At 66.1% G+C, this 24137-nt stretch carries 23 protein-coding genes; 18 read left to right on the top strand and 5 right to left on the bottom strand.

Features of this window, described 5'->3' with window-relative positions; translation table 11 throughout:
* Positions 1–94 precede the first annotated feature (94 nt).
* On the top strand, positions 95–1042 hold the full coding sequence (locus E3T51_RS04030; RefSeq protein WP_233205760.1) for a serine hydrolase: 948 nt from the start codon (positions 95–97) through the stop codon (positions 1040–1042).
* Positions 1043–1113: 71 nt separating this feature from the next.
* Positions 1114–2007 carry a 3-hydroxyisobutyrate dehydrogenase gene (gene mmsB, locus E3T51_RS04025; RefSeq protein WP_134527822.1) on the top strand — a complete coding sequence of 298 codons (894 nt, stop codon included), beginning with the start codon at positions 1114–1116 and terminating at the stop codon, positions 2005–2007.
* Positions 2008–2270: 263 nt separating this feature from the next.
* On the opposite strand, the gene E3T51_RS04020 is transcribed toward mmsB, so the two are convergent.
* Positions 2271–3734 carry a hypothetical protein gene (locus tag E3T51_RS04020; protein WP_134527820.1) on the bottom strand — a complete coding sequence of 488 codons (1464 nt, stop codon included), beginning with the start codon at positions 3732–3734 and terminating at the stop codon, positions 2271–2273.
* 220 nt (positions 3735–3954) lie between these two features.
* On the opposite strand from E3T51_RS04020, the gene E3T51_RS04015 reads away from it, so the two are divergent.
* Both E3T51_RS04015 and xylB read left to right on the top strand, forming a co-directional pair.
* Complete coding sequence (locus tag E3T51_RS04015; RefSeq protein WP_134527817.1) at positions 3955–4341, top strand: hypothetical protein; 387 nt, start codon at positions 3955–3957, stop codon at positions 4339–4341.
* 88 nt (positions 4342–4429) lie between these two features.
* Complete coding sequence (gene xylB, locus E3T51_RS04010; protein ID WP_104191505.1) at positions 4430–5833, top strand: xylulokinase; 1404 nt, start codon at positions 4430–4432, stop codon at positions 5831–5833.
* 10 nt (positions 5834–5843) lie between these two features.
* Here xylB and E3T51_RS04005 read toward each other — a convergent pair whose 3' ends face one another.
* From E3T51_RS04005 to E3T51_RS03995, 3 genes are read right to left on the bottom strand one after another with little or no spacing between them, the layout of a single operon-like run.
* Entirely contained in the window at positions 5844–7040 is a 1197-nt protein-coding gene (locus E3T51_RS04005) for a hypothetical protein (RefSeq protein WP_134527815.1), read from the bottom strand.
* A 28-nt stretch (positions 7041–7068) separates the two neighbouring features.
* Positions 7069–7296: a YbdD/YjiX family protein gene (locus E3T51_RS04000; RefSeq protein WP_134527812.1), complete on the bottom strand. Its 228-nt coding sequence runs from the start codon at positions 7294–7296 to the stop codon at positions 7069–7071.
* Positions 7296–9569 (bottom strand): carbon starvation CstA family protein, encoded by a 2274-nt coding sequence (locus E3T51_RS03995; protein ID WP_134527810.1) that lies wholly within the window; start codon positions 9567–9569, stop codon positions 7296–7298. The genes E3T51_RS04000 and E3T51_RS03995 overlap by 1 nt, the downstream gene beginning before the upstream one ends.
* A gap of 163 nt (positions 9570–9732) precedes the next feature.
* On the opposite strand from E3T51_RS03995, the gene E3T51_RS03990 reads away from it, so the two are divergent.
* A complete protein-coding gene (locus E3T51_RS03990) occupies positions 9733–11118 on the top strand; it encodes a glycine--tRNA ligase (RefSeq protein ID WP_134527807.1) in 1386 nt (461 codons plus the stop codon).
* Between the two features lie 44 nt (positions 11119–11162).
* The gene (locus E3T51_RS03985; protein ID WP_134527804.1) at positions 11163–12203 is read left to right on the top strand and encodes a zinc-binding dehydrogenase; all 1041 of its coding nucleotides are present in this window, start codon (positions 11163–11165) and stop codon (positions 12201–12203) included.
* Here E3T51_RS03985 and E3T51_RS03980 read toward each other — a convergent pair.
* Complete coding sequence (locus E3T51_RS03980) at positions 12200–13573, bottom strand: glutamyl-tRNA reductase (protein WP_134527801.1); 1374 nt, start codon at positions 13571–13573, stop codon at positions 12200–12202. The two genes, E3T51_RS03985 and E3T51_RS03980, sit on opposite strands and share 4 nt — an antisense overlap.
* 72 nt (positions 13574–13645) lie before the next feature.
* On the opposite strand from E3T51_RS03980, the gene hemE reads away from it, so the two are divergent.
* The 12 genes from hemE (at position 13646) to E3T51_RS03920 (ending at position 24131) form a co-directional block, all read left to right on the top strand.
* Positions 13646–14767: a uroporphyrinogen decarboxylase gene (hemE, locus tag E3T51_RS03975; protein ID WP_134528550.1), complete on the top strand. Its 1122-nt coding sequence runs from the start codon at positions 13646–13648 to the stop codon at positions 14765–14767.
* A gap of 9 nt (positions 14768–14776) precedes the next feature.
* Positions 14777–16270 (top strand): protoporphyrinogen/coproporphyrinogen oxidase, encoded by a 1494-nt coding sequence (locus tag E3T51_RS03970; protein ID WP_134527798.1) that lies wholly within the window; start codon positions 14777–14779, stop codon positions 16268–16270.
* A gap of 116 nt (positions 16271–16386) precedes the next feature.
* Complete coding sequence (locus tag E3T51_RS16680) at positions 16387–16770, top strand: hypothetical protein (protein WP_166806367.1); 384 nt, start codon at positions 16387–16389, stop codon at positions 16768–16770.
* A 66-nt stretch (positions 16771–16836) separates the two neighbouring features.
* Complete coding sequence (locus tag E3T51_RS03960; protein WP_134527795.1) at positions 16837–17256, top strand: phage holin family protein; 420 nt, start codon at positions 16837–16839, stop codon at positions 17254–17256.
* On the top strand, positions 17243–17536 hold the full coding sequence (locus tag E3T51_RS03955; RefSeq protein WP_241989164.1) for a DUF3618 domain-containing protein: 294 nt from the start codon (positions 17243–17245) through the stop codon (positions 17534–17536). The genes E3T51_RS03960 and E3T51_RS03955 overlap by 14 nt, the downstream gene beginning before the upstream one ends.
* An 84-nt stretch (positions 17537–17620) precedes the next feature.
* Positions 17621–18373 (top strand): hydrogen peroxide-dependent heme synthase, encoded by a 753-nt coding sequence (hemQ, locus tag E3T51_RS03950; protein WP_134527792.1) that lies wholly within the window; start codon positions 17621–17623, stop codon positions 18371–18373.
* The gene (locus tag E3T51_RS03945; protein WP_134527789.1) at positions 18373–19497 is read left to right on the top strand and encodes a ferrochelatase; all 1125 of its coding nucleotides are present in this window, start codon (positions 18373–18375) and stop codon (positions 19495–19497) included. Before hemQ ends, E3T51_RS03945 begins: the two co-directional genes overlap by 1 nt.
* Entirely contained in the window at positions 19494–20447 is a 954-nt protein-coding gene (gene hemC, locus E3T51_RS03940) for a hydroxymethylbilane synthase (RefSeq protein ID WP_134527786.1), read from the top strand. Before E3T51_RS03945 ends, hemC begins: the two co-directional genes overlap by 4 nt.
* A 4-nt stretch (positions 20448–20451) precedes the next feature.
* Positions 20452–21240 (top strand): uroporphyrinogen-III synthase, encoded by a 789-nt coding sequence (locus E3T51_RS03935; RefSeq protein WP_134527783.1) that lies wholly within the window; start codon positions 20452–20454, stop codon positions 21238–21240.
* Between the two features lie 56 nt (positions 21241–21296).
* Positions 21297–22280, top strand: coding sequence for a porphobilinogen synthase (hemB, locus tag E3T51_RS03930; protein WP_134527780.1), 984 nt, complete (start codon positions 21297–21299; stop codon positions 22278–22280).
* Positions 22277–23650, top strand: coding sequence for a glutamate-1-semialdehyde 2,1-aminomutase (gene hemL / locus E3T51_RS03925; RefSeq protein WP_241989163.1), 1374 nt, complete (start codon positions 22277–22279; stop codon positions 23648–23650). Before hemB ends, hemL begins: the two co-directional genes overlap by 4 nt.
* A gap of 130 nt (positions 23651–23780) precedes the next feature.
* Positions 23781–24131 carry a hypothetical protein gene (locus tag E3T51_RS03920; RefSeq protein ID WP_104191419.1) on the top strand — a complete coding sequence of 117 codons (351 nt, stop codon included), beginning with the start codon at positions 23781–23783 and terminating at the stop codon, positions 24129–24131.
* Positions 24132–24137 lie beyond the last annotated feature (6 nt).

Genomic DNA, 24137 nt, shown 5'->3' with positions numbered 1-24137 from the left:
TTGTCCCCCCGTCGGGGGTTAGTGTAGGAATAAGCTCTTCTGAGCCGGGGATGAGGCAGGCGCGGGGCGGTTGTCGAGGAGAGGATCGAACCGAGTGGTCTTTTCCAGGCGCGACGCCGACGGCACCGGTGCTGCTTCCAGCCGAGCGGATGCCGTCCCCGGCCGTTCCCGCCACGCCGCGCTGGCCGGTGGCAAGCACCGCACGGCGGATTTGCCCGAGAATTTCACCCGCGGCTTTGCGTCCCTCGGCGACCTCGCCCTCAACGGGGTGCAGGTTTCCGCCCGGGCGACCGACCTCGCGACCGGACGGGTGCTGTTCTCGGTCGACGATCACGTGTCGATGCCAACGGCGAGCGTTGGCAAGGTGCTGCTGCTCATTGAGGTGGCCGCACGCCTGAACGACGCCGAATTCGGTCTGGCTACGATGCTCGAGCGGTTGACTGCGGATGCTGTGGGCGATTCCGGCGTCTGGCAACACCTGCAGATTTCGCGGCTCGGCGTGGCCGACCTCGCCGCCCTGGTTGGCGCGACGAGCGATAACCTCGCGACAAACGTGCTCATTCGCGCCGTCGGACTGCACTCGGTTCGCACCCGCACCGAGCAACTTGGGCTCAGTCGCACCGCGCTGCTGGATCTGGTGCGTTCCAAGCGCGGGCCGGATGACGCGCCACAGTTGTCGGTGGGCAGCGCCAAGGAACTCACCTGGCTATTCACAGCGCTCGCCCGCGGCGAGATCGTGGATGCTGAAACGAGCGCGCGGGTGATTGGCTGGCTGTCGCTCAACACCGACCTGTCGCTCGTGGCCAGTGCCTTCGGCCTGGATCCACTCGCGCACCGGGAGAGCGACCACGGTTTGCTTATGGTCAACAAGACCGGAACGACTACCGGGGTGCGCAGCGAGGTAGGAGTCCTCCGCGGTCCCCGGGCCGGCGTGACGTACGCTGTGACGCTGCTGTTCGACGATGCTCAGCTCATGACCCGGCTCGCGGTTCTCGACGGCATGCGCGCAGTCGGGGCCGACCTGCTGGAGTACGTGCACTAGCTGGCCCTAAGTTGTGCCATCGTGGAGTAGTCGGGCATTGAGGCCCGAAACCTACGCGAAGGAGCGATGCAATGGCGGTCATCGGATGGATTGGACTTGGCCACATGGGTGGCCCCATGACGGCAAACCTGGTGAAGGCCGGGCACAGCGTACGCGGCTTCGACCTGAGCGCCCCTGCCCTTGAGGCGGCGGTGGCCGCCGGCGTCACGCGCGCGACGAGCATCAAAGAGGCCGTAGCAGGCGCCGACGTGGTCTTCACCATGCTGCCTAAGGGTGAGCATGCCCGCGCGGTGTACTTCGGCGACGAGGGGGTCTTCGCCCAGGCCGACCCGAAAACCCTGCTCGTGGAGTCGTCGACGATCGACATTGAATCGTCGCAGGCGCTGCACGATGCGGCGGCGGCGGCGGGCTTTCGCCTGGTCGACGCTCCGGTCTCTGGCGGCATCACCGGCGCGGAGAAGGGCACGCTCACCTTCATGATCGGAGGTGTTGCGGATGCCGTCGCCGACGCCACCGAGTACATAAAGCCAATGGCCGCGAATATCATTCCGACCGGTAGCGCGACGACCGGCCAGGCCGCGAAGATCTGCAATAACCTCATGCTGTTCATCAGCCTCGCCGCGACCGCCGAGGGAGCGGTGCTGGCGGATCGCCTGGGACTTGACCCGCAGGTGTTCTGGGACATCGCATCCGTTTCGTCGGGCGATAGCTGGGCGCTGCGCACCTGGTATCCAATTGCGGGGGTCGTGCCATCGGCGGCCGTGAACCGCGACTTCGCGCCGACTTTTACGGCCGAGCTCGCCAATAAGGACATCGGCCTCGCTGTCGCGGCCGCAGCCGCCACCGATACGCCGCTGGAGATTGGCCAGCACGTGCAGCAGCTGTTCCAACGCCTGATCGACCAGGGCCAGGGCGGCAAGGACTGCTCCATGATCGTGAAGCTGGTCGACGGCACCCTGGCCTAGATGTACGGCTGAACGCCCAGCCGTCGGCGAGGGGCCGGTGGAAGCCTTCAATAAAGTGGTTGGCCTTTGACAGTTCCACTCCACAACCGGAAGTTCTCACCCATGTTCAATGACTACAGCGTGTCGTCACATTTACTCAACCACCCTGCCTGGGCAGTACACCTAGCAGAGCGCGCCACCGAGGCGTGAGTCCCGGCCCAATTCAATTGTTTGAACGGACCGAGACTCACACCTCGCCAAGCGGATGCACGCGCCTGGCCGGCTTAGTCCGGCAGGGTGTACGAGGACAGTCCCGTTGCTCCGCCAACGACGAAGGTGTTCTTGCTGGTTTCGACGCCGGCCATGCGCGCCGCGGCCGCCGAGTAGGCGGTGCCGTCGAGAGCGATCAGGTCACTCGTGCACGGTACCGCGTCGTTCCCAGCGTCGTATTCCACCACGGAATCGTTCTCGGCGCCGCTTTTCGGCGCCGAGAACGCATCGCGAACCTCATTGCAGGGGAGAATCGCGTCTTCTGGCACGTCTCTGGCGTCCCCGCGCAGCATGTCGACCAGGCGCACTGTGCCTGAAATGTCGAATGGCCGAGTCGGGGAGAAGCTTCGAAAGGAGAGCGCGGCCGTTTGAGTCTCGTTGAGCCCGGCATCGCCCACCGGGTAGGTCCACCCGATATCGCCGGAGAGCGGGTCTACCCCGATGACGTCCATGTCATAGTCGGCGCGACTGCGGTCGATCGTGGTGCCGTCCGCACCGAATGCACCGGTTTCCGTGCCCGCATTGGTGCGACATAGCGGCACCAGGCCGTCCACCAGGTCGTACTCGTTCGGGGACCCGGCGCAGGTCGCGGCACCGGCGAGACGCCAGAGCACGTCACCCGTTGCCGGATTGAGCCCGACCACCGCTCGCTTCGTATAGTCGTGCACAAATTCACCGCCGTCGACTCTGTCTTGGTCGACGAAGTAGCCGCTGCCCACGATCACGTCGTCGGACTCGAAAATGCTCCAGTTCCAGCCCCCATCGCTCGTGTACCCCTCGCCAAACACGTCAGCGTACGGAACCTGCCACACAGTAACGCCGCCCGCGCTGTATCCGAGCTGTTCGATGGCACCCTCGGACCGGTCATTGGTCGAAAAGACGTTGGTACCGATCAAGCGGGCACCATCGGGAACGGCGACGGTCGTGTCGGCGACGATGGTGCCTGAATTCGGAGCGCTGCGAAACCACGCGCTGTCGCCGTCCGCAGTCTCCTTCGAGTATCCGCGAAAGCACACTGCCTTTCCGTCGGCACAGACGCTCGGCACCGAGTTCGCCCAGATTTCGTCGTCTAAGCCCACGGTCGAGGTTGCGGTACCGATCTCCGAAATCATGAGGTCGGACCAGCCCTCCGGGTCATCCGGGTTCGTCGACGGGCTCAGGTAGGTGACGAACGACTTTCCGCCTGATTCGAGGCCGGCCAGGGTGATTGAGCTTTCCGCCGAGACCGCTCCCAAACCGGCTATGTTTCGCCATTCCTCCGTGCCGGTGGCGGCGTCCCAGACGACGACGTGCAGTGCGCCGTCCGTGGCTGCGACATACGAGGCGACATAGCCATCCAGGTAAATCGGGTACCCGACGAGGTCGACCTCCGCCGTCCAGGACGGCTCGATGGGCGCTGTCAGGTCGAAGGGATCGGCCGCAGCGGGCGCTTCCGGTGCCGGCGCGGAGCATCCGCTGAGAGCGGCAATGACTGCCATTGCAATCAATGCAGTGGACGTGAAATGTCGTGACATGGTTCCCCCGGTGTCGATCGCCACTACCGTCAACGCACGATCTTCGGGAATTATGCCACATTTCACCCGGGCCCAGGTTCCGTGGCGATTACAGCGAGCCGCGGGTCCCAAACCGGTTCAAACGACTCAACGACCCGAGACCTACACTCTACCGAGCGGATGCGTGCGCGCGCCCTGAAGACGCGTGCAGCAGGTCCGCGATCAGCGCAAGGCCGTCGGCAGTGTTCCGCCCGCCGGTATCCGCTTGGCTGAGACCGCACGGGAGACCGACAATGCGGCCTGGCTCGAACAGTTCACTTTGGAACTGCTCCTGCTTGAAGTGCCCGGGGATGCCATCGGCGATGCCTGTCTCGGACTGCTCGGCCTCATCGGGTTCAGGTTGTCAGCGCTGCCGCTCGTGCAAGGCGCGGCGGTGCGCGTTGACCTGCCCACAATCTCCATGTTCGTCGTCGTGATCGTCGGCGCAGTGCTGATGCCCACGTTCCTGCGGTCACTCGTGAGGGTGCCTCCGCGTGCCTGGATGCTCGTGGTCGCCGCTGTGCTGGGCATCGCTCTCCCGCTCGCTGAATGAAACTGCGCCGGTAGCCGACCTCGGCGGTCGACAATGCTGCTGGCGATTAAGCTGATCACAAATAAGTTTCAAAGGAGATGCGTTGGCACTGAATCGTCGCGTGGTTGTCGGAGTGGATTCTTCGACCCAGAGTTGCAAGGTAGTCAGTGTCGACGCCGACACCGGAGAGCTGTTACAACAGCGCAGCGCCCCCCACCCCGATGGCACGAGCATCAACCCCGAGCGCTGGTGGGAGGCCTTCGAGAAAGCCGGCGGTGCCGCAGCCGCGCAGGGTGAAGGCGGTGTGCTCGCCCTCGGCGTGAGCGCGCAGCAGCACGGCATGGTCGCCCTCGACTCTGTCGGTGCGCCCGTACACGACGCCCTGCTCTGGAACGACGTGCGCAGCGCCCCGCAGGCCGCCGCGCTCACCGAGAAATACGGAGCGTCGATGTGGGCTGAGGAGGTCGGCTTGGTACCGGTCGCCTCGTTCACCATTACGAAGCTGGCCTGGCTGCACGAGAACCGTCCTGAGCTCGCGACGCGCGTGGATCAGGTGATGTTGCCGCACGACTGGCTCACCTGGAACATTCTCGGGCGGCCCGCCGAGGCCACGACCGACCGCAGCGACGCCTCCGGCACCGGATATTTCTCGGTGCACAGCAATGAGTACCGCCACGATCTGCTCGAGGCCGCCCTGGGTCATGCCGCGCGAGTGCCACGCGTGCTCGGCCCGTTCGAACAAGCCGGGGTCACGCCGGGAGGAGTCATCATCTCCGCCGGCGCCGGCGACAACGCGGCCGCAGCCCTCGGCCTCGGCGCCGAGGAGGGCGACGTTGTCGTCTCGATCGGTACCAGCGGCACCGTGTTCGCGAGCACCGTGGCCCGCATAGCGGATGCCTCCGGCTCGGTCGCCGGGTTCGCCGACGCAGCCGGCGGCCAGCTTCCCCTGCTCGCGACCATCAACGGTGCCCGTACCCTCGTGGCGACGGCCGGCATGCTCGGCGTCGACATCGAACGATTCGGCGCCCTCGCCCTCGCCGCCCCGATCGATGCCGACGGCTTGCTCATGCTGCCCTACCTCGACGGCGAACGCACCCCGAACCTGCCGGATGCCACCGGTTCGCTGACCGGAATGCGCCGCGCCAATATGCGCCCCGAAAACCTGGCCCAGGCATCCGTTCTGGGTCTGGTCTGCGGCCTCGCTGACGCGCTCGACTCACTGCGCAGCCAGGGTGTGCCTGTGCGGCAGGTCATTCTCATCGGTGGCGGCTCGCAGTCGCCCGCCGTGCAGAAAATTGCTGCGGATGTTTTCGGTGTGCCGGTCGTGCTGCCAGTCCCCGGCGAATACGTGGCCCTGGGGGCTGCCCGGCAGGCTGCGTGGGCGCTCGACGGTGACTTTCCGCTGTGGAAGCGCGAGATCGCCACCGAACTGGCGCCCTCGTCCACCCGAGACTGGGCGATCGACGTGCGCGCACGCTACGCGGAGCAGCGCGAGCTGATCTACGCGGTCTAGCAGGCGCGCGTCAGGGGTAGCCGATGAACCAGAGCAGTACGATGGCGACCGGCTGCAACGCGATCGATCCCGCCAGCAGCCCACGGCGCAGCGGCTTCGACCGTGCGATCGCCGGGTCACCGAGCAGTGGCGCGAGCGGCAGCAGCAAACGAAACAGGCTCTGCTGCGGCAGGAACACAGCTACTAGATAGAGTCCGTAGCTTGCCGAATAAGCCACCACCTCAAGCCGAAGCGGATAAAGCGCCCGCCGCGACAACCACCACCCAAACCCTGCCGTAAGCACGAGAACAAGCACGATACCGGCCAGGCCCAGGTATGTTCCGGCCATCAAAAACCACGGCGTGAGCGGCACGAACGAAACCCGACCGACGAAGCCGGTCCACCAGGACAGCTCAGTGGCCAGGTAGGCATCGTGAACGCCCGTGACAGCGCCAGCCACGAGCGGCCAGGCCAGCCCCGCCGCCGCGATGACGAGCCCGGCGGTCACGATGGCCCGGCGCTCGCGCCAGGGAAACCGGTCCCGCTCACTCCAGCGCAGCAGCAGCATGATCGCGAGGGCCAACGAAAGTGCGAGCACCCCCGGCCGGGTGAACGCAGCCACGACCGCAACCGGAATCATCCAGAGGTAGTTCCGGTTCATCATCAGGCCGAGGCTTGCAAAGACGCAGAACAGAAAAAGGCTCTCGGCATAGGCCGCCTGCAAAATGAACGACAGCGGCCCGAAACAGAACAGGGCGACCGCCCACAGCGCCGAGTGAGCTCCCACCCGAGGTGCCAACAGGCGGTACAGAGCGAGCGCGGCCAGAGCGCCGAACAGGGTGGCCACGAGCACCCCTGCGACGTAGAAGTCGAGGCCGGTCAGGGCAGACACGCCGCGCACGAGCCAGGGGAACACCGGCAGAAAGGCCCAGGCATTCGGCTCCACGTTGCCAGCTGAGTCTGTGGGAAGCTCGGTGGGGTACCCGTGCAGTGCGATCTGCCGGTAGAACGAACTGTCCCACGATCCCGAGAAGGTAAAGAAGGTCGGGTCGCTGCGGTAGCTCGCAAAGTTCCAGTCGAGTCGGATCGCGACGGCGAACAGGGTCGCCAGCAGGGTTGTCGTGAGCAGTCGGGACGCCGCCCAGATCACCAGCACCAGACCCCACGGGGGTAGGCGGCCGAGGAGGGAGCGGAGCGCGCTCAGTTCTACTCCGCCCCCGTTCGTCATCGACTCAGACTAGCTGCCGGCGACGGGGCTAGCAGCAGCGTCCCTGCGGGTTCTTATCCTGGCGGTCGGTCTGGTCCCGCCAGAATTCGCGCTCGGTCAACAGCGGATGCGGCGCGCGGTCGAGGCCCGCAGCATCCGTTTCGCAGGAGGCCGCGTGGTGCGCCACGTACTTCTCGTAGGCGTCCTCGCCGAGAAGGCCTTTGAAATACCAGGCCACGCCGCGGGCGCCCTGCCGGACGCCCGCCCACAGGGTCATTAGTGGCCCTTGACCTTGATCTTCTTCTCGGCCGGCCGGGCATCCCACTCGGCCTGCAGCACCTTTTCGGGTGGGGTCATGATGAACCCGGCCGGGGCGTAGGTCTGCGACTGCACGGCGTCATCCTCACTCGTGGCGTTGGAGCGTCGGCGGTACGCGCGCACGGTGGCCTGGATCGCCGTCACAATCACGATGATCGAGAGCACGACGAAGATGATGGACAGCACACCCTGCACCATCGTGTTGCGCACGACAGCCTCCATCGCCAGAACGTTCGGCGCGGTGCCGAAGCTCGTCTCGCCGGCGGCCAGCGCGTTCGCGAACGCACGGTTCTGCGCAAAGTAGCCGATGCCGGGCGTGGTCGAGAAAATCTTCAGGAACGAGGCTGAGATCGTGACCACGGAGGCAAAACCGAGGGGTAGTGCCACGACCCAGAGGTACTTGAACAGTCCACGCTTGGCGACAATGGCCATACACACCGCCAGTGCAATGGCCGCGAGCAGCTGGTTGGCGATGCCGAACAGCGGGAACAGCGTGTTGATGCCGCCGAGCGGATCGGTCACTCCCATCAGCAGCACGGCACCCCACGCAGCGACCATGATGGCCGTGGCGGCCCAGGCGCCGGGGCGCCAGGAGGTGTTCTTGAACTTCGGGAAGAAGTTGCCGAGGCTGTCCTGCAGCATGAAGCGGGCAACGCGGGTGCCGGCATCCACTGCGGTGAGAATGAACAGCGCCTCGAACATGATGGCGAAGTGGTACCAGAAGCTCATCATTGACGTACCGCCCACGAGCTGCTGCATGATGTGCGAGAGCCCGACAGCCAGCGTGGGAGCGCCGCCGGTGCGGGAAACGATCGACTCTTCGCCGACGTTGGTGGCCATGTCGGTGAGCATGCTCGGGGTGAGGTTGACGCCGGTCAGTCCGAGGCCGTTCACGAACGCGACCGCCCCCTGCACGGTGCCGCCGGTGAGGGCGGGGGAGGCGTTCATGGCGAAGTAGATGCCGCGGTCGATCGACAGCGCGGCAACGAGAGCCATGATGGCGACAAGCGACTCCATGAGCATGCCGCCGTAGCCGATGAACCGGGTCTGGCGTTCCTTCTGGATGAGCTTGGGCGTTGTGCCCGAGGCAATGAGGGCGTGGAATCCGCTGAGGGCGCCGCAGGCGATCGTGACGAACAGGAACGGAAACAGCGTTCCGGCCACGACTGGGCCGGTACCGCTAGTGGCGAAGCCGCTGACCGCCGGCACGTTGATCTCGGGGCGGATGATGACGATCGCCACGGCGAGCATGCCGATCGTGCCGATCTTCATGAAGGTCGAGAGGTAGTCGCGCGGTGCCAGCAGCAGCCACACCGGCAGGATTGCGGCGATGAAGCCGTAGATGATGATGCCCCAGGCGATGGTGACCTTGTCGAGCAGCAGGTAGGTCTGGCCCCATTCGGTGCCGTTGACCATGCCGCCGCCGACGATGGCGGCGATGAGCAGCACGAAGCCGATGATGGAGATCTCGGTGATCTTTCCCGGGCGGAAGAAACGCAGGTAGCAGCCCATGAACAGTGCGATCGGAATGGTCATGCCGACCGAGAAGACGCCCCACGGGCTTTCGGCGAGGGCGTTCGTGACGACGAGGGCGAGAATGGCCACGATGATGACCATGATTACCAGGGTCGCGATCAGGGCAGCGGTGCCACCGATCACGCCGAGTTCGTCGCGGGCCATTTGGCCGAGCGAGCGACCGCCGCGGCGCATGGAGAAGTGCAAAATGAGGTAGTCCTGCACTGCGCCGGCGAGCACGACGCCGACGATGATCCAAATGGTGCCGGGCAGGTAGCCCAGCTGGGCGGCCAGCACGGGGCCGACCAGTGGCCCGGCGCCGGCAATGGCGGCGAAGTGGTGGCCGAACAAAACGCGGCGGTCGGTGGAGGCAAAGTCCTTGCCGTCTGCTTTGTACTCGGCCGGGGTGGCGCGACGGTCATCGGGACGCACGATGTGCTCTTCGATGAACTTCGAGTAGAAGCGGTAGCCGATGAGATAGGTGCAGATCGCGGCGAACACGAACCAGATGGCGTTGACGGTCTCACCGCGCACAACGGCGAGCATGACCCAACTGAGGCCACCGAGCAGTGAAATCACTGACCAAATAAGAATTTTGAGGGGAGTCCACTGACGATCGTGGGCGTCAAGCTCCTCGGGATCCAGGGCGACAGCGAGGTCGTGGGGAATCCGTTTCAGAGCGGTCGGTTCTTTGGTTGTGCTGGACGTGACGCCCATTTCTCCTCCTTGAGCCAGGGCAAATCCTGTGAATCCGCCTCTTTACGTTACCTCGACGCGAGAATCGCTCAGACCCAGAGCGGAAACTGGGCAGAGGTCGAGCACGTAAAATGGATAATCGGGCACCTGCCCACATTCTGCGCCTTCGACCATTGGAGCCACCGTGGCCGCACCCACCCATCTTGATGCCGTCATCGCCCTCGCCCGTCACCGCGGCTTTGTTTTTCAGGCCGGTGAGATCTACGGCGGTTCCCGCTCCGCCTGGGACTACGGACCCCTCGGTGTCGAGCTCAAGGAGAACATCAAGAAGCAGTGGTGGCGTTCCATGGTCACGAGCCGCGACGACGTCGTCGGCCTCGATTCGAGCGTGATTCTGCCTCGCCAGGTCTGGGAAGCATCCGGTCACGTAGAGGTCTTCAGCGACCCGCTGATCGAGTGCACGAGCTGCCACAAGCGTTTTCGCGCCGACCACCTCGAAGAACAGTACGAGGAGAAGAAGGGCCGCCCGCCCGAGAACGGGCTCGATGACATCGCCTGCCCCAACTGCGGCAACCGGCACATCTGGACCGAACCGCGCGCCTTCTCCGGCCTGCTCAAGACCTACCTCGGCCCGGTCGATGACGAGGCCGGCATGCACTACCTGCGCCCCGAAACCGCGCAGGGCATCTTCGTCAACTTCGCCAACGTGCTGCAGGCGTCGCGTTCGAAGCCTCCGTTCGGCATCGGTCAGATCGGCAAGAGCTTTCGCAACGAGATCACCCCCGGAAACTTCATCTTTCGCACCCGCGAGTTCGAGCAGATGGAAATGGAATTCTTCGTCGAGCCCGGCACCGACGAGACCTGGCACCAGTACTGGATCGACACCCGCATGAAGTGGTACACCGACCTCGGCATCAATCCGGAAAACCTGCGCCTGTTCGAACACCCGGCTGAAAAACTTTCGCACTACTCCAAGCGCACCGTCGATATCGAGTACCGCTTCGGCTTCACCGGCACCGAGTTCGGTGAGCTCGAGGGCGTCGCGAACCGCGGCGACTTCGACCTGTCAACGCACGCCAAGGCATCCGGTAAAGATCTGTCGTACTTCGACCAGACCAAGAACGAGCGCTGGACGCCCTGGGTGATCGAGCCTGCCGCCGGCTTGACCCGTTCGCTCATGGCCTTTTTGGTTGACGCCTATGTCGAAGAAGAAGTCCCGAACGCCAAGGGCGGTGTCGACAAGCGCACCGTGCTCAAGCTCGATCCGCGCCTGTCGCCGGTGAAGGCCGCCATTCTGCCGCTGTCCCGCAACGAGAAGCTGTCCCCAATGGCGCGTGAGCTCGCATTGACCCTGCGTCAGCTCTGGAACGTCGACTTCGACGACGCCGGAGCCATCGGCCGTCGTTACCGTCGCCAGGACGAGATCGGTACGCCGTTTTGCATCACGGTCGACTTCGACTCGCTCGACGACCAAGCCGTCACCGTGCGCGACCGCGACACGATGGCGCAGGAGCGCGTGCCGCTCGCCGACCTCGAGGCCTACCTGGCGGTGCGCCTCCGCGGCGCGTAACGCTCAAAACGGATGCGCAGGCATCCGTCAGGCAGAATGAGACCATGAAAGCGGTCTATTTCGAAGAGTTCGGTGTTCTCCCGGTGCTGCGCGAGCTGCCCGAGCCGTTGCTGAGCGCGGCCGGCGTGATCGTGCGGGTGGAGGCCACCGGCCTCTGCCGCAGCGACTGGCACGGCTGGCTCGGCCACGACAGCGACATCGGCCTGCCGCACGTTCCCGGGCATGAACTGGTCGGCGTGATCGATGCGATCGGGCCGCTGGTGCGCCGGTTCCGAGTGGGCCAGCGAGTGACCGTGCCGTTTGTCTGCGCCTGCGGCGACTGCCCGGAATGCGACGCCGGCAACGGGCAGGTTTGCCGCAACCAGACCCAGCCCGGGTTTACCCACTGGGGTTCCTACGCCGAACGGGTCGCGCTGCACAACGCCGACGTAAACCTCATCGCCATCCCCGATGACCTTGACGCGGGCGCAGCGGCGCTGCTTGGCTGCCGGTTCGCCACGTCGTATCGCGGGCTCGTACACCAGGCGGGCCTTCAGGCGCACGAAACCCTCGTGGTCGTCGGCTGTGGCGGAGTGGGCCTCAGCGCGGTGATGATCGGCCAGGCGCTCGGCGCCACCGTCATCGCCGTCGACATCAGTGCCGACGCGCTCGATGCGGCGACTCGCGTCGGGGCGGCGCACGTGGTCAACTCGGCTGGGCTCAGCGACAGCGAGGTGGTCGATCGCATTCGAGCGCTCACCGTGGACGGTGCCCAGGTGAGTCTCGAGGCGCTCGGCCGGGAGAACACGGTGGCCATCGGCATCCGCTCGCTGGCTACCCGGGGAAGGCACGTGCAGATCGGCCTACTGGCCGACGACCCGCGGATGCCGCTCGGCACGGTAATCGCGCGCGAACTGACCGTGCTCGGCAGCCACGGCATGCCCGCCCACGATTATCCGGCCCTACTCGACCTCGTGCTGAGCGGTCGGCTGCGACCGCAAGACCTGATCAGTCAGCGAATCAGCCTCGCCGAAGCGCCAGCGGCACTGGCCGCCATGTCGACGCCCGGTGCGCCCGCCGGCGTCACCCTGATCGAGCTGGGCTAAGAGGCGATCGCACCGGCGCCGGCGGCGTCCGCCACACCGGCAGCTGGCAGAGTAACGTCGATACCGAACAGGGCGTCCAGCCCGGTGAGGTAGGCCTCCTGCTCGCCGGCACGGGCCAGTTCGCGGGCGCGAACCATGGGGGCGTGCAGCAGCACACCGGTCAGGTGCCGCAGGGCCGACTCGGTCGCTTCGCTCGAATCGCCGCGGCTGCGAGCCCGGGCGATTTCAGCGTCGCGCAGCTCGAACACGTAGCTGCGCAGGGCAACGAGGGCCGGGGTGAGGCTTTGCTCTTCGGCGACGTCGGAGAACTTACGGGCGGCCTTGCCCACGATCTCGCGGGCATCCGTTGTGGCGTTCAGCTCTTCGAGCGGCGCATGGATGCTGATCGTCTCGAGGTCGAGCAGCTCAACACCGGGCACCAGAGTGACATCGGGTGCCACGTTGCGGGGCAGCCCGAGGTCGATGATGAGCTGCGGCGGAGCTGCGGGGCCGGCATCGGCCGGGCATAGGCGGGCCGGGGCGTCGGCGGTAGCGCCGGAGATCTCGAACGGGTCCACGCCGATCTCGCTGCGCCCGCGGGTGATCAGGGCTGCATCGATGACGTGGTCATCGCGCAGGGTGCAGGTGACGACCACATCGGCGCGGGCAACCTCAGCGGCAAAATCGTCGGTGGGAACGGCTTCGATACCGTGTGACGCCGCGAATCCGACGGCGCGACCGGAGGGCGAGTAGACCCGCACGTTCTCGGCTCCGCGGTCACGCAGGGCGGCGAGGGAGGCGCCGGCATAGCGGCCGGTGCCGACGAGAAGCACGCGGGCGCTCGACCAGTCGCTGACCCGGCTTTCGGCCAGTTCGAGAGCCAGACGCACGATCGAGCGGCCAGCCGAGCCGATTCCCGTGCGGTTCTTGACACCGCGGGAGGTCTGGGAAGCCCGCTGAAAAAGGCGCTCGAGCTCGGGGCTCGTGGTGCCGTTGGCGCGTGCCTGCTCGAGCGCGCGGCGCACCTGGCCGGCGATTTCGACCTCGCCGACGACGACGGATTCGAGGCCGCTCGTCACGGCGAACAGGTGCTCAGCGACGCCATTGCCGTGCACGAGGGTGAGATTGTCGCGCAGAGTATCTGCGTCAAGGCCGCTGCTGGCACTCACGGCCTCGATGGCGGCGTAGACGGCGGGAAGGGGCGACACGCCGTAGGGCTCATTGAGGTCGAGGTAAGCCTCAAACCGGTTGCAGGTCGCGACAACGATGGCACCGCTGAGCGGCCCGTGTTGCTCCACCATGCGGGTGGCCGATGCGCCCCCGCCCACAGACAATTTCTCCAGCACATCGAAGGTGGAGTTTTTATGACTGGCGGACAAAAGAATTAGCACTACACGAGTGTACGACTCAATGCTGTACGCTTTCGGCGCGCGCCGCCGGAGATGTTTGAGAGAATGGTCGAGATGATCCTCGACGCGCAGCATCCACTCTCCTCCGGCCTCACCGCCGACTCCCGCCTGATCCAGGCCTATCAGGGCGTTCGGCCCGCCGTGACGCCGGTGTGGTTCATGCGTCAGGCCGGGAGGTCGCTACCCGAATACCGTGAGTTGCGCGTTGGAACGCGCATGCTCGACGTGTGCCTCGACCCCGAACTGGCGAGCGAAATCTCGCTGCAGCCGGTGCGTCGGCACCAGGTCGATGCCGGAATCTTCTTTAGCGACATCGTCGTGCCGCTCAAGCTCGTCGGGGTCGACGTGTCGATCGTGGCCGGCAAGGGCCCTGTTCTCGGCAAGGCCGTGCGCACGCCAGCGGATGTCGACGAACTCACCGCCCTCGACCCTGCCCTGCTCGATACGGCCCTCGCGCCGATCAGCGCGGCCGTGTCCCTGGCGGTCTCCCAGCTCGGATCGACCCCGCTGATCGGCTTCGCCGGTGCCCCGTTCACGCTCGCCGCATACCTGGTCGAGGGCGGTCCGTCGAAGGATCACATCCACGCCCGTACCCTCATGCACGCCGAACCAAAAGCCTGGGCCAAGCTCATGACCTGGACCGCTGACGTCACCGGCCGGTTCCTGCGCGCGCAGGTGCTCGCCGGGGCCAGCGCTGCCCAACTGTTCGACTCGTGGGCCGGAGCGCTCTCGCTAGCCGACTATGCGGCATCCGTCGCCCCAGCGTCGGCCGCAGCGATCGCCCACGTGCGCGACCTGACCTACGCCGTGCCGGGCGCAGGAGCCGAACCGACCGACCGCAACGTGCCCATCGTGCACTTTGGCGTGGGAACCGGCGAACTGCTCAAAGAAATGCACAACATCGGCGCCGACGTCGTGGGCGTGGACTACCGGGTGCCGCTCGACGAGGCCAACCGCCGGCTGGGCGGCGCCGTTGCGCTCCAGGGCAACGTCGACCCCGCGCTGCTCGCGGCGCCATGGCCGGTGCTCGAAGCGCACGTGCGCGACGTGCTCGAACGTGGACGCACCGCACCATCGCACGTGCTCAACCTGGGCCACGGGGTTCCGCCCGACACCAACCCCGACGTGTTGACCCGGCTGGTCAGCCTCGTGCACGACGTGAGCGCGGCCGAGTAGGAGCAGCACATGACCACACCGATCGACGTACTCGTGATTGGCGCCGGAGTGGCCGGCCTGGTCGCCGCCCGCGAATGCGCCCAGGTGGGGCTCAGCGTCACCATTATTGAAGCAACGGATGCCGTCGGCGGCCCGGTCGCCGGTCACGTTCTCGACGGACTCAGCCTCGACAGCGGCGCTGAAAGCTTCGCCGTGCGCGGCGGCACCGTTGCCTCATTCATCGAGGACCTTGGCCTCACCGACCAGGTCGTCGCTCCGAACGTTGCCGGTGCCTGGTTGCACCTTCCCGCTCTCAAACCGGGTTCTACAGCGGATGCCTCGGTCAGCGTTCCGCTTCCCAAGGCCGGCGTGCTCGGAATTCCGGGCTCCCCGCTCGCCGACGACGTGCGCCGCGTCATCGGCTGGAAGGGGTCGCTGCGCGCCTACGGAGACCGGCTCATGCCCGTGCTGACGATCGGCCGAGAGCACAGCCTCGGCGACCTCGTAAAGAAGCGCATGGGAGCGCGTGTGCTCGATCGCCTCGTCGAACCCGTCGCCTCCGGCGTCTACACGACGAGCGCCGTCGACCTCGAGATTGACGTCGTCGCCCCCGGACTCAACCGCGCCCTCACCACGGCCGGCTCGCTCTCCGGGGCCGTCTCGGCCCTGCGTGCCGGCGCCCCGGCCGGCTCCAACGTTGGCGGGCTGCTCGGCGGCATGGCCAGCCTGCCCGCCGCCGTCGTGGCCGCCCTCGAACACCACAGCGTGACCATTCTGACCGGCACCACGGCCGAGAGCCTGGCTCATTCCGGCACCGACGACGCGCCGACCTGGGCTGTTACCGTCACCCGCCGAGAGGATGCCGACCCCGCCGACACCCTCACCGCCCGCTACGTCATCGTTGCTACCCAGGGCGCGCAGGCCCTGCGACTGGTCAATCCGCTCGGCGCACAGTTCGACGCGCTCGCCGAACTCGACTGGCCGGCCCCGACCGCCGTCACGCTCACCTCGCTCGTGCTCGACGCGCCCGAGCTGGACTCGCACCCGCGCGGCACCGGCGTACTCGTTTCCGTCGACGCTCCAGACGTCACCGCGAAGGCGCTCACCCACGTCACCGCGAAGTGGGCCTGGGTGGCCGAGGCAGCCGGCCCCGGCCGCCACGTCGTGCGGTTGTCGTACGGTCGAGCCGGCCAGCCCAACCCCACCGACGACCTGGGCGACGACGAGCTGCAGGCACTCGCCCTGCACGACGCATCCACCCTGCTCGGCGTGCCGTTGCCGGCCAGTTCGGTGCGCGCCTTCGCCCGCACCGAGTGGCGCGATGCCCTGTCGCCCGCCACTCTTGGAGCCCCCGAACGTGCGCATCAGGTGCGCGAGGCCGTCGCCGCCACCCCCAGGCTGGAGATCACCGGTGCCTGGTTGGCCGGAACCGGCCTCGCCTCGGTCATTCCGCATGCTCTCCAGGCCGGTGACCGCATTCGGCACGCCGCCCTCGGCCTCACCATCACCGCTGCCGACTCCTAGCCGAAACTGTGCACTGCCTGTATTGGTACGAACGCACTGAGACATGCCCGAGAGCGCCCCAGACCGAAACGGCGAACCGGGTTACTCTGGGGGAACCTTACGAAAGTGGAGACTCAATGCGCGGAAAGCTTCTGTTCATCACGGGCGGACTCGTCGGCTATGTGCTCGGTGCACGTGCCGGCCGCAAACGCTACGACCAGATCGCAGCCGCTGCCAATGATTTCTGGAACGCCAAGCCCGTGCAGCGCCGGGTGACTGAGGTGCGCGACGCCGCCCTCGAACTGATCGGTGACGTTCCCGCCACCCTGTACAAGGCCGGCAAGAAAGCCGTCTCGCAGGCCGCGGCCAAGAAGAAGCAGGCCGCCGCCAAAACGGGTTCCCCCGCCGCCGCCACGCCGACCGCGAAGGCCAGCACCACCACCAGCCGCACTGCCGCAGCAAAGCCCCAGGCGACTCCCATGAAGCCCTCCACGGCGGACGACAACTCCACGGCGCACTAGGGGCACAACAGCTCGTAGAATTCAGACACCTGAAACACCGACACCCCAGCACAGGGAAGGCAATCCGTGACTAGCAGTGGATTCAACCCGAAAAGCAAGCGCCCGTTGCTTGCACTGATCGGGGAACTGCCCGGTCAGATCAGCGCCCTCGTCAAAGCCGAACTGGATGCCTTCAAAGCCGAGTTCGTTGCCAAGGCCAAGAATTTCGGGGTCGGTGCCGCCCTCTTCATTGTGGCCGCTGCCATCCTCTTTTTCGCCCTCGGGGTGTTCGTCGCCCTCGCCGTGATCGCGTTGGCGCTCGTGCTGCCGCTCTGGCTGGCCACACTCATTGTGGCGGTCGCGCTGGTGCTCATCGCCGTCATCCTGCTGCTCATCGGTGTGAACCGGGTGAAGGCGGCCACGAAACCCGATCCGGAGGGTGTGCACGCGAGCATCCGTCACGACGTCGATGCATTCAAGGGAGTTGGCGAATATGACCACAAATAACCCCGAGCTCACCGAAGCTGGCAACGACAAACGCGGCATCGATGACCTGCGCTCCGACGCGCGGCGCGCGCGCGCCGAGCTCGCTTCGACGCTCGATGCCATCGAGTACAAGTTCAATGTGCCCAAGCAGCTGCGCATCAATCGTCGTCGCCTGAGCCACGCCTTACGCCAGCTCGGCGAGGACAGCCCGGCCGCCCTCGTGGGAATTGCGCTTGGTGCGGCGACCGTTGTCGGAGTTATCGTCTGGTTTGGCGCTTCCGCGGTGGCCAAGAACCGCTAGGCCCGGTCAAACCGGAACGGGTCCGTTCACAGGAATCGCAGGGTTCATTTTGGTGCCGGGCGCAATAAAGAGCACACTAGAGCCATGACTCACCCGGCTGCCGGAGAGGCAGTAACCAGCGTTCAGCCCACCCCACCCATCGATTCCGAGGTACCCGCGGCTTCGCCGCAAGGTTTCGCCCTCTTTACCGTTCTGCGACGAGATCCGCACAACCCGGATGACCTCGACGGCCGCGATGTTCCGCACGCGGTCAATGAGCTCGACGACGTGGTAGCCCTGATCGAAGCCGAGGGCGTTACGGTTCGCGGTTTCTACGATGTCTCCGGATTCAAAGCCGATGCCGACATCATGATCTGGACCCACGCCGACAACGCAGAGACCCTGCAGTGGGCCAACCGCGAGCTGCGCCGCAGCCGCCTGCTCAAAAGCCTGCTGCCCACCTGGAATGCCATGGGGGTGCACCGCGATGCCGAATTCAACAAGAGCCACGTGCCCGCTTTTCTGCGCGGTGTAGAACCCAAGTCCTGGCTCACGATCTACCCCTTTGTGCGCAGCTACGAGTGGTACCTGCTGCCCGACGACGAGCGCAGCGCGATGCTCGCCGACCACGGACGCAAGGGCGCCGCCTACCGTGGAGCCTTGGCCAACACGATCTCGGCTTTCGCCCTTGGCGACTACGAATGGCTGCTGCCGATCGAGAGTGACGAGCTCACCGAGTTGGTCGACCTGATGCGCGGCCTGCGTGAGACCGAAGCGCGCCGCCACGTGCGAGAGGAGATCCCGTTCTACACCGGACGCCGAATCTCCACCGCTGAGGTCGTCGAGGTGCTGCAGTAATGGCGCAGTATGACGCCGTTCTGTTGGCCGGTTTCGGCGGACCAGAAGGCCAGGACGATGTGATTCCCTTTCTGCGCAACGTGACCGGCGGCCGCGGTATCCCCGAGGAACGCCTCGAAGAGGTCGCTACCCACTACCGCCACTTCGGCGGCATCAGCCCGATCAACGACCAGAACCGTGTGCTGAAAGCTGCACTTCAGGTTGAACTCACCCGTCGCGGCATCGACCTGCCCGTGATCTGGGGCAACCGCAACTGGGCGCCGTACCTGAAAGATACAATCTCAAACGCCCATGACGCTGGCCAGAACCGCCTGCTCGCAATCGCGACGAGCGCCTACAGCTCCTACAGCGGATGCCGCCAGTACCGCGAAGACTTCGCTGCGGCCCTGACCGCCAATGGCCTGAACGACACGGTGCACATCGACAAAATTCGCCAGTTCTTCGACCACCCCGGCTTCGTCACCCCCTTCATCACCGGTGTGACCAAAGGCCTGCACGACGTCCAACAGGCCATCCCCGGCATTGACATGGACACCGAGGTCGAGATTCTGTTCTCGACCCACTCGATCCCCATGACGGATGCCAACAAGAGCGGCCCGGCCGAACGCGGCTTCGGCGAGGGTGGCGCCTACGAAGCGCAGCACCGCGCCGTCGCCCAGGTCATCATGGATTCCCTCGTGGAACCGTCCGATACCGAGGCGCCGCTGAAGACCCAGTGGCAGCTTGTTTACCAGTCGCGCAGCGGTCCGCCCAGCATGCCATGGCTCGAACCCGACATCAACGATGCGATCGCCCTGCTGCCGGCCCGCGGCATCCGTGCCGTCATCATCGTGCCGCTGGGTTTTGTCAGCGACCACATGGAGGTCATGTGGGACCTCGACAACGAGGCGATGGAGACGAGCGAGAAGTTCGGAATCAAGGCCGTGCGCGTGCCGACCCCCGGTGTCTCGCCCGACTTCGTGAGCGGCCTCGTCGACCTGATCGAGGAGCGGCTGAACGACACCCCCGCCTCCGACCGTCCGGCTAAGACCACGCTCGGCCCCTGGTACGACGTGTGCCGCCCCGGCTGCTGCGAAAACGTGCGCCTCGGCTTCAAGCCGGCCGTCGCGGGAATGGCGCCATGACCGTCATCCGCGTGGGTACCCGCGCGAGCGCCCTCGCGCTCGCGCAGACCCAGACCATCGTCAACCGCATCGCGGCCTCGGCCGGGGTCGAGGTTGAAATCGTGCGGGTTACCACGCACGGCGATACCTCGACCGAATCGCTCTCGAGCCTCGGCGGCACCGGTGTGTTCGCGAGTGCCCTGCGCGAAGCCCTCCTGAACGACGAGTGCGACGTCATCGTGCACTCCTTCAAGGACCTGCCGACCGCGGCGCACCCTGGCCTCGTTATCGGCGCAACGCCCAAGAGAGCGGATGCCCGGGACGTGCTGGTAGCACGCGCCGGCCTCACCCTGGACACCCTGCCCGAGGGCGCCCGAGTCGGCACCGGTTCGCCTCGCCGGGTCGCGCAACTGCTTGAGCGTCGGCCCGACCTCACGGTCGTCGACATTCGCGGCAACATCGATACCCGCATGAGCCGCGTCACAGAGGGAGACCTCGACGCCGTCGTGCTGGCCGCCGCCGGCCTCGGACGCCTCGGTCGACTCGACTCCCTGACGCCCGAATTTCTCGATCTGTCGGCCTGGCCCACCGCTCCCGGCCAGGGGGCGCTCGCCATCGAGGTGCAAAGCGGCAAGCCCGAGCGTCTGCTTGGCGTTGCGCTCGCGGCCATGAACCATTCCTCGACGGAGGCGACGACCACCGCAGAACGCACGGTACTGGCCCGCCTCGAGGCGGGCTGCGCGGCACCGATCGGTGCCACCGCTGTCGTCGACGACGGCCTGCTGTTTCTCACCGCCACCGTGTACAGCCCGGACGGCTCTCGCAAGATCACCAGCTCACACGCGGCAACACCCGATTCCCACTCCGCCCTCCACCTCACCCAAGCCGCGCTCGACGTGGCCGAACGAGTATCCATAGATCTTCTGGCCGGTGGCGCGGCCGAGTTCGCTCCCCTGAAAGTGACTGAGTGACCACGTGATCAATCGACCGACCAAGCCCCTCACGGGCTGGCGAGTTCTCGTTCCGCGCGGCGGACCCTGGGGTGACCAGGTCGCAGCGAATCTGCGGGCCAAGGGTGCGCATCCGATTGTCGCTCCGATGATCAACTTCGCCGCCACCGACGACGCCCCGGCCCTCGACGCGGCGCTGACCCGCCTCGCCGCCGGCGACTTCGACTGGATGACTATCACGAGCGCCACGACCGTCGACGTTCTGTCATCGCACCGTGCTGTGGTCGCGCCCGGAACCCGCATCGCCGCGGTCGGTGAAACTACTGCCGCCGCGCTCGTGGCGGCCGGTTACCACGTAGACATCGTTCCCTCCGAAGACAATTCCGCGCGCGGTCTGCTGGAGGAGTGGGAGACCGCCACTGCCGGCGTCATTCCGCTGCGCGTGCTCACGCTGCGCAGTGAAATCGCCAAGCCGCTGCTCTCCGAGGGGCTCCGCCGCGTCGGCCACGACGTGGAATCGGTCGTCGCGTACCGCACCATCGGCGTTCCGGTCAGTGACCAGGTCGTCGCCGACGTCAAGGCTGGCCTCGTGCACGCCGTACTCGTGACCAGCGGCAGCGTCGCGCGTCAGGTGCGTGAACAGTTCGGTGACATCCCCGACGGCACCCTGGTAGCGTGCATCGGTCCACAGACCGCGAAGGATTCCCGGGCCCTCGGATTGCGCGTGGATGTGATCGCCGCAGAACGCAGCGCCGAGTCCCTCATTGAGGCGCTCGTCGATGCCGCTTTGGCGGGAACCGCACCGGCACTCTGATCGTCAGGTAACGACCGAATAACAAAACGCACAGCCGAGCGGCGTAGGGTGAAAGAGTGACCAACCCCGTTATCCGCCCACGACGTTTGCGCACCAGCGGCGCGCTCCGTCGCCTGGCCAGTGAAATTCGTGTCCATCCGGCCGAGCTCGTGCTCCCCATGTTCGTGCGCGAGGGCGATGACGCCCGCCCGATCACGTCGATGCCCGGTGTCGTGCAGCACAGTATCGACAGTGCCCGCCGGGCCGTCGTGCAGGCGGCTGAAGCCGGCATCGGCGGCATCATGCTGTTCGGGGTGCCAGACGTACGCGATGCGACCGGAACCGGCGCGACCGATCCCAAGGGCATTCTCAACCTGGCCACTCGCGCTCTCGTCGACGAGATCGGCGACGCGCTCGTCGTGCAGACTGACCTGTGCCTCGACGAATTCACCGATCACGGCCACTGCGGCGTGCTCGCGGCGGATGGCCACGTCGACAACGATGCCACCCTCGAACGCTACCGCGACATGGCCCTCGCCCAGGCCGCGGCCGGTTCCGCGCTGCTTGGTCTTTCGGGCATGATGGACGGCCAGGTCGCCGCCGTGCGCGAGACCCTGGACGCCAACGGTTTCGAAGATACCGCTGTGCTCGCCTATTCGGCCAAGTACGCCTCCGCTTTCTACGGTCCGTTCCGCGAGGCCGTCGCCTCGACCTTGGTTGGCGACCGCCGCACCTACCAGCTCGACCCGGCCAACCGGCGCGAGGGCCTGCGTGAAGCGCAGCTCGACATTGACGAGGGCGCCGACATCGTCATGGTCAAGCCGGCCGGCGGTTACCTCGACGTGCTCGCCGCCGTTGCCGCCATGAGTGATATTCCGGTTTGGGCTTACCAAGTCTCCGGCGAATACGCCATGATCGAAGCCGCCGCCGCGCAGGGCTGGATCGACCGTCGCCGGGCAATCGAAGAGTCAGTCTTGAGTATCCGTCGGGCCGGCGCCGATGCCGTGCTCACCTACTGGGCTGTTGAACTGGCCACCTGGCTCAAGGAGGAACAAGCATGACCGACACAATGTCAACGTCAACGGAACACACAGCCACCCATAACGACGAGCTGTTCGATCGCGCCCGCCGCGTGATTCCCGGGGGGGTCAACTCGCCGGTGCGCGCCTTCGGGTCGGTCGGCGGCACTCCGCTGTTTCTCGTCAAAGCTGCGGGTGCCTACGTCACGGACTCCGACGGCCGGGAGTATGTCGACCTCGTCAATTCCTGGGGTCCGGCAATTCTGGGCCACGCTCATCCCGAGGTCGTTCGGGCCGTACAAGAAGCTGCCGCGCTCGGACTCTCCTTCGGCGCCTCGACTCCCGCCGAGACCGAACTAGCCGAACTCGTTGCCGAACGGGTCGGTGCGGTCGAAAAGCTGCGCCTCGTCTCGACCGGTACCGAGGCGACCATGACGGCCATCCGCCTGGCCCGCGGCTTCACCAATCGTGACCTGCTGATCAAGTTCGCCGGCCACTACCACGGCCACTCCGACGGTCTGCTTGCCCAGGCCGGTTCGGGGCTCGCCACACTCGCCCTGCCCGGCTCGGCCGGAGTCACCGCGGCGACCGCAGCGCAGACCCTCGTGCTGCCCTACAACGATCTGGGAGCCGTACGGGCCGCCTTCGAGGCTCACCCCGGCCGTATCGCCGCCATCATCACCGAGGCCGCAGCCGCCAACATGGGCGTTGTCGCCCCGGATGCCGGTTTCAACGCGGCCCTGGCCTTGATCGCGCACGCGAACGGTGCTCTGCTCATCCTCGACGAGGTGCTCACCGGTTTTCGGGTGAGCCGCGCCGGTTTCTGGGGGCTGGAGACCCGCAGTCTGGAGTCGGCTGGCGAGGAGTTCTACACGCCCGACCTGCTCACCTTCGGCAAGATCATCGGCGGCGGGCTGCCCGTCGCCGCCCTCGGCGGCCGAGCCGACGTGATGGACTTTCTCGCACCGAACGGCCCGGTCTACCAGGCCGGCACGCTGTCGGGTAACCCGGTCGCCGTTGCGGCGGGCATCGCGACGCTCAACCTGCTCGACGAGAGCGTCTACGACCGTCTCAACGCCACCGCCACAATCCTCTCTGAGGCCGTTTCCGCCTCGCTCACCGCCGAGGGCGTCGCCCACCGGGTGCAACGAGCCGGCAACCTGTTCAGCTTCGTGTTCGGCGACGAGGCACAGGGGTCGGCACCGCGCACCTACGCCGACGTACAACGCCAGGAAGCCTTTCGCTACGCACCGTTCTTCCACGCCATGCTCGACGGTGGCGTGTCGCTGCCACCGAGCGTGTTCGAGGCCTGGTTTGTCTCCGACGCGCATGACCAGACCGCCATCGGGCGCATCTTCGAAGCCCTGCCCGCTGCGGCCAAGGCCGCCGCTGCGGCGACGCCGCGGGCCTGACCCGGGTGAGCGGATGAGCATGGCCGGCTGAGGGCATTTGCTGCCGTTGGAGAGATCCTGCGCTGGGACGTGACTGCTTTTGTTCGCTTCAAACAAGAGATTTGCGGCCTCGAGCGGGCAGACTGGAACAATGGCTTCCCTGAGCGTGCATTCTGACCGGCTCGAGATCCACTTGACGCGCGCGGAAAGAACCCTCGCGCTGCGTAGGGAGTCGATCGTGGTGCAGCGGGAGAATATCCGCTCGGTGATCATCACCCAAGATCCGTGGATCTGGCTGCGCGGAATACGTGCTCTCGGCTCGATCATTCCACTCGTCCTGGCCGCGGGAACCTGGAAGTTCCATGGCGGCAAAGACTTCGTGTCGATCAAACGTCACCGCCCTGCCGTGGTGATCGACCTCGTCGACGAAGAATTCGCCCGCGTCATTCTTACCAGCCAGCATGCGGCCGATCTCATCGACTCGCTCAAACTGCCGGCCTAATTTCGG

Source organism: Cryobacterium serini (assembly GCF_004404025.1).
In the GTDB taxonomy this organism is placed as follows: Bacteria; Actinomycetota; Actinomycetes; order Actinomycetales; family Microbacteriaceae; genus Cryobacterium; species Cryobacterium serini.
Note: the sequence above shows the minus strand (reverse complement) of the source record. Positions and strands in the feature narration are given on the sequence as shown.